At 36.4% G+C, this 13,275-nt stretch carries 15 protein-coding genes; all 15 read right to left on the bottom strand.

Annotated elements, in window-relative coordinates; all coding sequences use genetic code 11:
- Window positions 1-3: 3 nt before the first annotated feature.
- A complete protein-coding gene (locus N3I35_16565; protein ID MCX8131693.1) occupies window positions 4-786 on the bottom strand; it encodes a class I SAM-dependent methyltransferase in 783 nt (260 codons plus the stop codon).
- Window positions 783-1,052, bottom strand: coding sequence for an acyl carrier protein (locus tag N3I35_16560; GenBank protein ID MCX8131692.1), 270 nt, complete (start codon window positions 1,050-1,052; stop codon window positions 783-785). Before N3I35_16560 ends, N3I35_16565 begins: the two co-directional genes overlap by 4 nt.
- Entirely contained in the window at window positions 1,033-2,361 is a 1,329-nt protein-coding gene (locus N3I35_16555) for a coproporphyrinogen III oxidase family protein (GenBank protein ID MCX8131691.1), read from the bottom strand. The genes N3I35_16560 and N3I35_16555 overlap by 20 nt, the downstream gene beginning before the upstream one ends.
- Window positions 2,348-2,605, bottom strand: a complete 258-nt coding sequence (locus N3I35_16550) for an acyl carrier protein (protein ID MCX8131690.1) — start codon at window positions 2,603-2,605, stop codon at window positions 2,348-2,350. The genes N3I35_16555 and N3I35_16550 overlap by 14 nt, the downstream gene beginning before the upstream one ends.
- Window positions 2,606-2,613: 8 nt before the next feature.
- Window positions 2,614-3,933 carry an aminotransferase class III-fold pyridoxal phosphate-dependent enzyme gene (locus N3I35_16545; protein MCX8131689.1) on the bottom strand — a complete coding sequence of 440 codons (1,320 nt, stop codon included), beginning with the start codon at window positions 3,931-3,933 and terminating at the stop codon, window positions 2,614-2,616.
- Window positions 3,934-3,958: 25 nt separating this feature from the next.
- Window positions 3,959-4,690, bottom strand: coding sequence for an SDR family oxidoreductase (locus N3I35_16540; protein MCX8131688.1), 732 nt, complete (start codon window positions 4,688-4,690; stop codon window positions 3,959-3,961).
- Window positions 4,691-4,710: 20 nt separating this feature from the next.
- Entirely contained in the window at window positions 4,711-5,913 is a 1,203-nt protein-coding gene (locus N3I35_16535; protein ID MCX8131687.1) for a hypothetical protein, read from the bottom strand.
- An 87-nt stretch (window positions 5,914-6,000) separates the two neighbouring features.
- Window positions 6,001-7,185 (bottom strand): U32 family peptidase, encoded by a 1,185-nt coding sequence (locus N3I35_16530; GenBank protein ID MCX8131686.1) that lies wholly within the window; start codon window positions 7,183-7,185, stop codon window positions 6,001-6,003.
- A gap of 86 nt (window positions 7,186-7,271) precedes the next feature.
- Entirely contained in the window at window positions 7,272-8,183 is a 912-nt protein-coding gene (locus N3I35_16525; protein ID MCX8131685.1) for a hypothetical protein, read from the bottom strand.
- Window positions 8,184-8,187: 4 nt separating this feature from the next.
- The gene (locus N3I35_16520; protein ID MCX8131684.1) at window positions 8,188-8,421 is read right to left on the bottom strand and encodes a phosphopantetheine-binding protein; all 234 of its coding nucleotides are present in this window, start codon (window positions 8,419-8,421) and stop codon (window positions 8,188-8,190) included.
- Window positions 8,422-8,438: 17 nt separating this feature from the next.
- Window positions 8,439-9,377 carry a hypothetical protein gene (locus N3I35_16515; protein MCX8131683.1) on the bottom strand — a complete coding sequence of 313 codons (939 nt, stop codon included), beginning with the start codon at window positions 9,375-9,377 and terminating at the stop codon, window positions 8,439-8,441.
- Entirely contained in the window at window positions 9,374-9,625 is a 252-nt protein-coding gene (locus N3I35_16510) for an acyl carrier protein (protein ID MCX8131682.1), read from the bottom strand. Before N3I35_16510 ends, N3I35_16515 begins: the two co-directional genes overlap by 4 nt.
- 22 nt (window positions 9,626-9,647) lie before the next feature.
- Window positions 9,648-10,787, bottom strand: coding sequence for a BtrH N-terminal domain-containing protein (locus N3I35_16505; GenBank protein ID MCX8131681.1), 1,140 nt, complete (start codon window positions 10,785-10,787; stop codon window positions 9,648-9,650).
- A gap of 123 nt (window positions 10,788-10,910) precedes the next feature.
- On the bottom strand, window positions 10,911-11,942 hold the full coding sequence (locus N3I35_16500; GenBank protein MCX8131680.1) for a hypothetical protein: 1,032 nt from the start codon (window positions 11,940-11,942) through the stop codon (window positions 10,911-10,913).
- Between the two features lie 42 nt (window positions 11,943-11,984).
- The gene (locus N3I35_16495) at window positions 11,985-12,692 is read right to left on the bottom strand and encodes a flavodoxin family protein (protein ID MCX8131679.1); all 708 of its coding nucleotides are present in this window, start codon (window positions 12,690-12,692) and stop codon (window positions 11,985-11,987) included.
- Window positions 12,693-13,275: the final 583 nt, after the last annotated feature.

The following is a 13,275-nucleotide window of genomic DNA, read 5'->3' as shown; positions in this document are numbered from 1 at the left end:
CATTCAATTTATCTTTTCTGCAATAATATCTGCTCCGATGATAACACCCTTTTTCACCAGAAAATAGTAGCTGGAGTCGTGATCGGAAATGCTCGACAATAATTGAGATGAAGCTCTTTCAAACTCTGCCTTGACAACCTGAAATCCATGATATGTCAATAAATTGCAATACTCTTCATATGAATAATCTGCCATTTCAGTTTTTGTTGCTTTTAGCTTTTTATTACAAAGTGTACCTTGAAAAGCAATCTTACCTTTATGCTTTAATATACGATTGCATTCAGACAAGAATTTTTCTTCCAAGCCACCGTAGACCGCATGTTGACGAAAAACCACATCAAAGCACTTATCCTGAAATGACATTTTATAAGCATCGTCCTGTAAGAATTTCAAATTTTTATACAGCGCATCTTTAGATCGGAATACAGCATCTATGACTCTTATAGGATCACTGTCAATACCTGTGATAAATGTCTCCGGATATTTTTCCGCCAGGATACGTGCAGCTCCCCCATGCCCACAGCCGGCATCCAACACACTCATACTCCCGGATATCCCTGCCATTTCCGCAAGTTCCAATGTCGCCTCAGCTCCCCCCGGATGCATCTCATGGTTGGACGAACGTGAGGCTTTCTCATCCCGGCTGAATATTTTGGCATAATTACTGATATCATAAGACCCGCAGAAATCAATGAAACCTTGCTTATCAATAACATTCTGATTAATTAGGTAGTCTAAAAAACACAAAAACAGATAATAATGCCTTTCATACTGCGAACTTATCATGCCAATACACCCGGCCTCATCAGCTCAGCTGCCAATCCGCAAATTGTATCAAGGCTTTCTATCGAAAGGTCGTCAAAATCTATTGTTTTTTCGAGATGTTTTTCAATCTGGATAATGTACTCCAATAATTGGATTGATTCAATTTTGAGCCCATTAATCAATGAAGTGTTTTCATTTATCCCACCGCTCTCAACATTTAGCTGTTCAAAAAAGCTGCAGCACGACAAGGCTTCAAATAATTTTTGCTTAACCCATTCGATGTTCATTATTTACTCCTCCAAAATCAAAGTTTTTGTACTTCAACATCAGATTTTCCATATTTTTGATTTTCTCCGGCATGAAAAACGTTCTTATAAGATCGTCGATAAAGAAGACTAAATCATAAGATACCTTTATTGAGTCTGGAGTGACATTTACAAAACCAAGGTTCTCCATTTCCCTAAATTGAGCATAATGCTCATAAGGCTCTACTTTGAATTTCTTTTCAAATTTTGCCCGATCTATATTTCCACACTTCATTCCGAGAATGATACCACGCAGTATGATTTCATCATCAGACATTCTATACGCACTGGTTGGTTCAAAATTATTGTCCATATAGGAATCCATTTCATAGGTCTTTTGATATACACATCCGTTCAGTATGCCATTTGAAGCTATCCCCAATGCAATAAGGTCTTCTCCTGTATTCCTGTACTGTCTGTATTTTGAGACATATTGAGATCCTTTTGAAAAGCTGTATGTACTGGACATTAATTCGTATCCGTTCCCCAGAAGAACATCATAAAAATGTCTGGTAAAGGTTAATTCCTGCTCTTCTGTCATAGTATTTATACCATTTTCTCGACAGTATTGAGTTAACTTGCTGTTTTCATATAGCTGCATTTTGTAAACAGTGACATTTGCAGGGCTGATTTTAAGCAGCTGATTAATCGTATGATTCCATGAATCTTTTGTCTCCAGCAGCATACCGGACATAATGTCAATATTGTAGTTATCAAACCCAAGCTGGTTGAGCTTATTGATGAGCTCAATTCCATCATTAACAGAACAATTTCTTCCGTTGGCCCGAAGCACAGTATCATTAAAGCTTTGCATACCAATACTTATACGGTTTACACCAGCACTTTTTAAAAACTGTAGTTTTTCCACTGTCGCTTCATTACCCGGGCGAACTTCAACGCTTATCTCAATATCTTTAGATAAATTAAAATGTTCGCGTATACTGGAAAATAACTGAATAAAGCATTCCTTAGATATATAAGTCGGGGTACCTCCGCCTATATATATTGAATCAATCACTTTATTTTTGATTACTTCCTTTGTTCCGATGTATGCGATCTCCTCACACAACTTGCTGATATAGGCTTGTACCTTGCCCATCCCGGCCGAAAATGAGGTAAAATAGCAAAAATCGCATTTTCGAGGGCAAAACGGAATATGGATATATATGCTGGCTTTGCTGGTACTATCTTTTAGCGGAGTAAATAAGTCTTTAGCATCCTTCTTGTTATAAAGCATGATAGGGGGGTAAATACTAATCGGAATATCTCTCCGCAATTTATCTGAATTCATATTTATCAATCCTCTTATTAATATAGTCAACCAATAAATCAACATTTTCAAAGTCTTCTATTTTAAGATCTGCCTGATCAATAGTAATGTTCATTTTTTTCTCAATGAGCAATATCAGCTGTATTGTCTTAAGCGAATCCAATATCCCAATGTCAAATAATGAATCACTATTGCTATATTCAATACCTTTAAAGTTGACCTGGTCAATGAGTTTCCGAATATCATTTACTTTAACTGTTGACATGTATACACCTACACTTTCATATTCTCTAGTTTACTGGCAGAGTGTTCGAAGACCGCATTCAATCTGCTGCTAAACAGATCAATGTCATCTTTACATATTGCTGTATTTGAATAAAAAGTCGTCCTGTTTGATAATAGTATTCCATGGTCAAACATCGCTCTGCTTATCACGGTTTCCAACACATCAGGGAGTACGTTGGCATTAGGCTCCCACCTGCTGCAGGAAAACGAACTGCATGTTGGGTGTCCATGGATATCAATGTGAAAACCGTAATGCAAGGCCGCTTCCTTAAACTTTGCAAGTAATTCTGAAAAGTGACATTCCATATGTTTATAGATCTCTCCACTGTTACGTGCCAGTATATCTATTGTTGTATTGGCAGCGACCAAACCTAATGTGTATCCGTTGAACGTGCCGCCATGAGTGACCTTGTTAGTACTATATAAATCCATGATCTCCTGTTTGCCACCAATAACAGATAAAGGCATGGCACCGCCGGAAACAGCCTTTCCCAAAATAGTAAGATCCGGCTTGATTCCAAATAATGACTGCGCACCTCCTAAAGCCACCCTGAACCCGGTAATTACTTCATCAAAGATTAAAACAATGTTATTTTGTGTACATAGGTCCCTGAGAGCAGTCAGATATTCCGATGAGGGAGTCATACTTTTGGTATTCACGCAAATTGGCTCTGTAATAATTGCAGCCAATTCGTCCTTATGGGTTTCAACAAATGATTTTAGTATTTTCGCATCATTCCATGGGAGCATATAAGACTGCTTTCCCATGATGTCTAAGGCGCGGCCGTATGTTCCGCGGGGATCGCCGTTGTATTCAACAGGATAATAATCAATATTGTCCGCAGGCTTTCCGCCCATAATATTGTCTGAATTCCCATGATAGTGTGAAATAAAACGAATAAATTTAGGTTTTCCAGTATATCCCCGAGCAAGTCTTAATGCGTTTTGAACCGCCTCTGTTCCACTCAACGAAAAGCGGACTTTATCGACCGAGCTAAAAATTTCGCAGATTTTTTTACATAAATCATATTCCATATATGCCAGGCTTGTTGCTACTACCCGGTCAAGAGCACCTTTTATGGCATCTATATATTCAGGATTTTTATGACCCAGAATATTGGCTCCGAACTTACAAAAGAAGTCAAGATATTCATTGCCGTCCAAATCCCATGCACGTGTTCCCTGTCCATCCGTAAAGTGTACTTTTGTAGCGTCCCAGCTTCTTCTAAAATTATAATGTACACCTCCGGCAAGATATTTTTCCGTTTTTTTATTATATATTTTGGATTGCTCTGTTAAATTAGTCACAACTTCACACCCTTTTAAAAGCAATTTATATCAACCCGCCATCCATGGTGATAACAGAGTTTTGGCAAAAATGATCCCCTTTTGCCAAGAACATGACCATCTGTGCAACCTCGTTCGGTGTTCCGAAGCGATTAAGCGAAATCTTTTTCCTAAGAGAATCGTGCTGCTTCTCTCCAAAGTCTGCAATCATATCAGTTTCAATATAGCCAGGAGCTAAAACATTGACTCTTATTCCAAATTTGGCAAGCTCCAAACCCAGAGACTTTGAAAACGCGATTATTCCACCCTTGGATGCAGCATAGTTTGCACCTCCGATAGTTCCGTGAATACCGTGTGTTGATGAAATATTGACAATAAATCCTTTTCTTTTCACAAGCATGAGTTTTGCAAATTCCCGGCACATATAAAATGTTCCGTTCATATTTACATTAATAACATCATGCCATGTTTCGTCAGACATGTTGATGAGTAAGCTGTTGCTTGTTATGCCCGCATTATTGACCAGACCTGCAAGATCATATTTTTTCTGAATAAACCAGTCTTTAAAAATTCCAACTTCGTTAGAGTTCGAAATGTCAAGCTTATAGCAATCACACACAACATTGTTTTTATATGCAATATCCTTTAATTCCTCATAGTGCTTATTGCTATGCAAATAAGTATATACCACGGAGTAGGAATTTTTCAGAAATAACTTGACTGTTTCAAACCCTATGCCTCTTGACCCCCCTGTAACTATTACAGTATTTGTGCACATGCCCGATTTCCTTCTTTCATTTAACAATTCTCAGTATCCTGTAAATAATTTTTAAAAACCACCACAGAGTTATTTCCGCCAAACCCAAAAGAATGATTGACAAAAACACCGATATTATTATCTAAAGTTACCTCAGTGATAACATTGATATCACAATCTTTATCCAGAGGAATTGACTTGGAAGACGGTGGAAGAACACCATTTTTGTATATCATACATATAGCTACAACTGCAACAGCTCCTGCAGCCCCCATCATGTGTCCAATTGTTCCCTTGATGGAACATACGCCCTTAAGATTTTTCTTTTCCGGATAAGCCGCATCTATAACAGATGACTCTGTTTTGTCATTTGTCACTGTACCTGTGCCATGTGCCATTATATAATCAACATCCTTATAAGTAATACCGGAATACCTGAATGCTTTTTCTATCGCCAGTAGTATTCCCTGCTTATCAGGCTGCGTTAAGTGATGTGCGTCATTGCTGCTGCCAACACTCAAAACCTCGCAATAAGCACTCTGCTTTCTTTTTATCATATCTGATTCCCGTTCGAGCACAACAATGCCAGCCCCTTCAGTTATTGTAATACCATCTCTTAAGCTGGAAAACGGCTTGCATGTTGATTGACTTAGTGCCATTAAACTGTTAAACCCGGCATAATTCTTCAAGGAGAAAGAATCTGCACCTCCGGCAATTACAATATCAGCTTGTTTATTTTTTAGCATTGTATATGCTAAATCAATTGCCATATTTGATGAAGCACATGTGTTATGCACGCAGAAATTTAGTGCGTTCAGATTATAGTAATCTGAAACTCCTTTGGAAATGTTATAACTGGTATAACCATATTTTATAAGCTCACCTGTCTTGATAAAATTGTCAAACACGTCGGCTTCGGCATCATTATTACCGATGATAACAGCAACTCTTCTCCCAGATAGATTTGTTTCATCAAGCTCCGCATCTTTAAGTGCAAGACCTGCAGCATAAATAGCGTATTTTACCGTATTTGGTATATTTTCCGATCCATTTATTGTGTTATCTATATTATCTTTCTGCTCTTGTGTAAGACGAGCCGTCATTTTATCATTGCCGTGACCTGGAAATGCAGTTTTTTCGATAGTATGAGAATATTCTTCATTTATCAAATTGTTATAGAAATCCTGAGTGTTGATACCGATTGGCGACACCACTCCGATTCCAGATACAAGTATCCGTTCCATTTAAATCATCCCTCTCGCTATTCTTTATCTCTCACTGTTCTAATTCCGGTTACCGCAATTGGATTCATTGCTTTCGTATACTGCATATCAAACCTTTGCCTGCTCACCCAGAAATACTCTGCTGGAAATCAAATCCTGCATTAGTTCGTTATAGAATTCGAAATCTGAATTACGATCTTCTTGTGTAGTTTTTACCGCCTTATCAGCCCAGGATTTACAGTAATTACATTCATTACAGACTCCTCTGCACTTAAGATCTACAAATTGCTTTAGAAAGCCATCCAATGCCCTGTTATCAATATTGGGTCTGTGGGGCATAAATGTTGCAAGCTTAGCAAATGAAGGTGCTTTGATATCTTTCGCTCCCCTCATTACAGGTTCAAAATCCGGGGTTTGTACATCCTCTTCAACACCAATCAAAGAATAATCCAAGATATCCGATAAGTTTCCATCATATATTCTTGAAGAATATGCTTTGGCCGCTCTTGTAATCCAATGTGACTTCATCCTTCTGCCACTAACCTTGAATGAATCGAAGCCGATATTTTCATAATACTTTATGTCCTCGGGACGGATAAACCTTGCTGAAACCAGCAGGCTGGGATCATTCAGCCGGTCCAAGGTACAACGTATTGAACAGTAATCAATATAAAATCCATTTGTTTCATGGTTGGTTTGAGAAGCATGACCACAGGTATTGTAGTGATATACTCTATAAGGGCAATCATAAATACAGGCATCATTCAATAAAAGACTCAATTTGCAATTTACGGATTTCTTAATTTTCTCTAACATGCGGAAGTCCCGGTTTATCATATTATCAATCATGATCTCATCGGCACCCAGGCTTTCAAAATTTTTTGCTTTTCTGGCTGTACCGACATGGGCGGCAATTGATACTTTAACAGAGAGATGAGGATGACGCTTTTTAATAATCTCTATTACATATGGTATCGAGACCGTAAACCCATCTATTCCAATACTGGCAAGCCAATCAATCTGCTCAATCAAATCCCTGTGTCCTTGGACAGAATACTCCCGATTATTCATACAGGGAGCATTAAGTACATAGTTAAACTTAAGACCTTTTTCATGAACTCTACTAATATATGCCGGCGTGTCCTCTTTTGTTATTTTACCAAGCACCATGGATGGTCTTCCGGTTCCGACCGGAGTTGCACTATTGCAGCCATATACTTCAGATACTTCTGGTATTTCCGAAAGACTATTAATAAGCTGGGGGTCCCAGTTAATACCAACCGATAATTTCATATAAATACCCTCCTGAAAATAATTTGATGTCCGCCTATTTTATACCCTTTAGTAAAAATACAGTGTTGTCTCATAGTATACCTGTATTATGAGGTTTCCTTTTCTATATCCAGGCTAGCCACTAACCCGTTATCTGACAACAATACCCGGCATTCCTGCGAAGTTGTCGATTCTTTCAGGTGTTTCAGGCATTGCATTATTTCTGCGAAAGCAATAGACGGCCCAATATATGAACAGGGATAGCTTAAGGCTGACTCCACCAGTTGTCTGCTGCAGGGCTTATAGCAGCTATATAGTGTATTTGACACTAAAAAAGCTTCAATTGAGTCTTCAGATGATATAGCAACATTTTTAATAATATAGTTATTACTAAATTCATTTTTGTATTTGCTTAGCATAACGCCATTAATTGTCGAAAGAAAATGCTCAAATTCCATATACGAGGTATTGATATCCTCCATGGCAAACTGATTGTAATCATCACCGACCATGACGATGCAGGCATCCAGCTTGTCATCCTCAATATAGCTTTTTGCAATCATCAGAGCATAATAAAAACTTAAAACACCGCTGTTAATTGTTAAATTAAGTCCTTTTGCCTGTAATACTATTGATGCGGTAACTGTTGCGCTGCTTATTGTAGCGTTTGGAAATATTTGAGCCGAGATAGGTGACGGAGAAGAATGGGCAAGGTTCGCGAGGTTACACATATCTATGATATTGCCGAATTCAGTTGCCATAATGATTCCCATACGATAATCAGGGATATCAAATTTGCTAAGTTTTTTAGATATATATGAAGTTACTTTTGTAAAGTTGCTCTTTTTACCAGACCCGCGTTTTTCAATATAATCATACAAATCAGGCGGCTCATCCAAAGGGCGTACTTTATCGCTGCCAATTGTCTCATTTTGCACTGTAAAAAAAACATCTCCAAATTCTTCGGCCGAAGTGTAAGCATTGCTGTAATGTTCCCAATTATTTATGTAAACAGCCATGTAATCACTCCTTATTTTTGATAACTAAATCTATTACATCCTGCACTGTCTTAATCTGAGCCATTTCTTTCGGTGATATAACACTATTGGCTGCAACTTCTATCTGAGTAACAAAATCCAGGAACATAAGAGAGTCCATTGACAGATCATTAACCAGCAAAGAATCTTTTTTTATTTCACTTGAATCCAAATCGGCAATTTTGGCAATTAGATCGATAACTACCTTTTCTATATCCATTATTTATACCTCCCTGATCATAAGTTGTTAAGTTTTGTAGCAATGAGTACTTCAAAGCCGGCAATATCTTTAAGTTTTGTTGAAGCATTTACACGCGGTTTTTGCATTCCGGTTACAAAAAATTTCATCAGCAAAACAAGAAGCATATTCCACTCCTGACTTACTTCTGCAAACAATTCAGATATTTCCTTATATCCTTCCAGACCGGTTTCCTGATATAGTTGTTCACATACATTGCTTAATGCATTTCTGTTTAGCACAATATTCTGAAGCTTAGTAAATAAAGGAACAGTTTTTACATCATTATGTCCTTTAAATTCTTTATCCTTGTCTATATTTAAGATGGAATCAGCCATCACGAGCATATCTTTAAACATTTTAGATTCATCCAGCATTTTTGTATTTGCCTGCATGCACTCTTTAACCACAGCAATGATATTGGTTTCATTTGTGCTATAATCCTGGTATTCATGGTCAATAATGTGCATGATTCCCTTATCAAAGAGTTCTTCTGATAACATGACTGTTTCATCAAGGTAAAAAGAGTCCACACAAGTGTAGTTTCCATTTTCGTAACCTGTAATAATTAAGAAATGATCATAGTGATAGTTTAAGTAGTTGTAATTCCATGGACAAAAATAACTATCAAAATGGATCAGAACAATCTTTTGTTTTTCCAGCGATTCAATAACCGTCTGTTTATAGGCATTTGTATTCATAACAGTCAGAAACAGCCCGGTTGTCTGAAATATAAAGTCATAACATTGCGTGTACAGCTCATCCTCAAACAAACAGTCTTCCAGTCTTAAAGCAGGATTATAGCTAAAATTGAAATCCCAGAGGCAAGCATTATGTAAATATGTTTGGTTGTTGTAATGCTTTAGTAGAGTTGATAAAGTAAAGAAAAAGCAATTGCTAGTACTATTTCCTTTGATTGGTTGTAAATCTATAATCATTTTTCTCCTCCGATAATTCCAACAACTAGCTGTGTCATGGCAGAAAGCGAATTTAAATTAGCTGGTACCAAGTATTTGTCTGGTATTTCTATCTCGTATTCATCTTCTAAGGAAACTATAAGCTTTACAAATTGGAGAGAATCCAATACATCACCCAACTTTGCGTCATCAAGATCCGTAATATCCTTCTTTTCAGAACATTGCTTAATAATATCTGCTATCTTGTTATACACATCGATTTCTTTCATTGGAGTATACTTCCTCTCTTATTTATTTTTCTGCCATACCCGATTCAGTTTTCATTACTTCAGAAAAGAGTTCCAGAAATTCTGTCAGGATCAGGACCTCACGATTTTTAATATCTTTTAACCGATGCATACACAGCTCCTGATCAGATAACTTTTTACGCATTCTATTCTTAACAATTTTGTTGCGAAGCTCCTCTGCATCATTTGCCAGCTCTTTCATATTTTCTGACAGTGTAAGAATGTCCTTTTGCTTATCTGTAAATAATTGGGAGCAATATACAAAACGCTCACTCAACCCCTTCTTGTGATCATATATTAGGTGAAAAGGACGAAGATTATCATATATTTCACCTTTGGCATGGCTATATTTAATACTTTCCTCAAGAGCATCGTATATATCAGTACCCCAATACTTCTCTGAATACTTATCTACCAACTCATATTTTCTATAGTATTGTGTGGATTTTCCCGGGTGTATCTGATCATATATCTGTTCGCAGAATCGCTTGATATCAAATTCATGATTATAAGGATGGTACTTTACAATATTAATGCTTTTTGCAAATATACTGACTGTAAGAGGATCCGTATTATTCTTTGCCATGTTCAAACCTGAATTAAAAGCATCCTCAATTTCTTCAAATGTACAGATCATTTCTTCATATTTCTTTTCATTTGCAAAATCACTCATGTAAAACACTTGCTCATTCTTGTCATAACCATAAATCAACGGAGTATGAAGAAAGTGACCCGGCATATTAAACCTCTCTATAGCAAATAAGTCAATTGGTAGTTCTACATAGCAGCCGTCATCAATAAAATTGATAATTGATCCGATTACCGGATTGAATACTTTTTCAGCGTAATCTTTTATAGGAATACTATAAACATTGAAATATGGGCAATAATAGTTTCTTGCTTGAATCTCCGGATTACCATGGTCAAATAAATTCGGTAGGGTATAAAAATTCATGAAAACCTGACCCCCGAATGCTTTAATGACGTTTGCCTGAAGAACTATATAATTCTCCATACGCCATGGCTTTGTTTCTTTTTCAAAACTTTCAAGAATAGAAAGTGTATGTGTGACTCCTGCGAATGTCTGTAAAGAAGGATTTACTCTAGGCAATAGTTTTCTTGTCTGTTCGCTCGTTATATCCAAATCAGCATACCTCCTCACTATAATTTATATCTTTAATTATGTTATTATTGGTATATCTTACTGAATTTCCCTTTAATATTTAAAAACAGGCTTAATTTTTGATTACCACTCACAATATTCATATCAAACGTATTTTTTCAGGGTATCACTAACTTGCCGCCAAAAAGATTCTTCGCCTTTGTCAGCATCTATAAAGTATTCCTCCAGCATATCTACTTTGCGTATCTGAACAGAGCATTTTAAGCAACAACTGGATAGCACTAACCAATTGTTTATCATGTCATCCAAACTATTTACTAATGTATCTTCTTCATATTTTGCAAGATTCAAATCAGGTATAATAGCATGTAGAAGTTTACGATTCGGGATTACCCAAAGAGTTTTGATTATCCTATTAATTCTTTGAAGCAGCCATACCTTTCTCTTTTCATTACCTTCTTCTAAGGCTTCCTGGCAGTATCTACAAAATTCCATAACAGGCGATTTTTTTTCTTTACAGTAATCTTTAAGAATTTCAGCACTGTTACTATATAGACTACTGCGTAATATTGTATTCTCAAGAGATGTTGGCATTGATTCTCTTCTGGATAAGGTTATTATTTTTTTCGTCACATTAGTAATCTCAGGTTTTTCAATTTTATCTAATAATGCTTTTTCTAAATATTCAAGTTCAAAATCAGCAATGCAGTTTACAACGGGAGCACTTACTATAAGACTGTCTATTATGCGTACTAATCCAGGATTTATTTCCCTTTCTATAGCAATAGCATGTAAATAACCTTCTTCCTGCGAATAGTAGAAATCCGAATATTTCAGGTGTTTTGAGTTTAACCATACAATAATATGTTCATTTTCAAGTACATTTAAAATCTGCTTTTTTGTGTTTATCTGATCGATATCCTTATAATTTAGGCCAACCCCATATTTTTCACAAAATATATCAACTGTTTTAGTAAGTTCCGTAAATAATTTGGGATCGCCAAAATCATCTATAGCCGCATAGAATCTGAATCCGTTTCCTAATAAGTATATAATATACTCTTGTATTTCACTGCCAGTCAGGCGCATAACTTCACATAAACTACCAGTGAAGCAATTTGCAGCAGCACCAGGGTAGATTTCTCTAAAATACGGATATACAGCTTTTGTTGACATAACAGATCTCTTCCTTTACACTTTTTATGCGGTGTCTTTATCTTAATTCAGCATATTTATTAATCTATAATAATCTTCGTTAGACATAAAATCTTCTGTTAGTGCAGTCTCTGTCTCAGGCAGAAGCTTCGAGTATTTTACAATTTCTTCTCCTGCCCTATATAATAGCTTACTATACTCTTCTATCTTTGGACGCAACCTTTTAATACCAGTACTTAACAAAACACCCTGTGATTTATATATTTCTGCAATTACTTTCATACCAAAGTTTCGTGCAGTCCTGTTCATTAATTGCTTGATTGCTAGAAAATTTCCTCTTTCTGGATAGCCGCTATTTGCCATCACAACAATTTTTGGCATTACACAATGTTCAAAAAGTTTTGAGCGTGATCTTCTGCAATCTCCAGTTTCATCCTTTTCTAATCGAAGATTACCAAGGCAAAAAGTGCGGTCAAAAAATACCTTTAACATACCAGATATATTATCAATCATTAGTGGAGTTGCAATTACGGCAATATCTGATCCAATATATTTATGAATCAATATCTGCATATCATCTTGAATAACACACTGACCACCCAATCCCACGCACTTACGGCATCCTCGGCAATGATTAATCGTCATTTGAGATAAAAAAATATTTTCAACTTCAGCTCCTGAATCAGCTGCACCATTTAAAAGACTGCGTACCATTACTTCAGTATTGCCTTCGGGCCCTCTTGGACTCCCGTTAAATGCCGTTACTTTCATTGGTTGTTCACTTCCTTTATAGATAATAACCCTAGGCGATGTTTGCAAGAAGTATTAAAGGAAATATTTTTCGTCCATTTTAAATATGTAATAGGCCTAATATATCGATATAGTTACTTATTTTTTATAATTTAGATTATAATAATCTTTATGTTATTTCCCACTTTTTACCACTAAAATATTTTATGGCATGTTATGTATGTGTCGGTAAAATAATCGGTAAACCCCGAACTAAATACTCAATGTATGGTGATATCCATCTTAATAATTTACTTTCTAGTGACTTATAAAGTTTGTCTATGGCACAAATTGCGATAATTGCATAAGCCCAAACATGCTATTATTAAAACTGTGCTAAATACAAAAAAAGCTTGCTGTTATAGCAAGCCTTTCGTACATGGAAATTTATATGAATACAGATGCCAAACTACTATCAGACAAGCTCCTTTTTATTTTCACAAATTCTAATACATCATTAAGCTCATCCGTAGCTATCCGAGTGTGCAGGATAAGGCTGCAAGTATCGTTCAAAAATTGAAGGCAAGGAAAGTGGCAGAAGCATAGCCTCGAAGGTTTTGCTTAC

This window comes from Clostridia bacterium (assembly GCA_026414765.1).
Lineage (GTDB): Bacteria > Bacillota > Clostridia > Acetivibrionales > DSM-27016 > SKW86.
The sequence above is the reverse complement of the archived record's forward strand: the minus strand, read 5'-3'. Positions and strand labels throughout refer to the sequence as shown.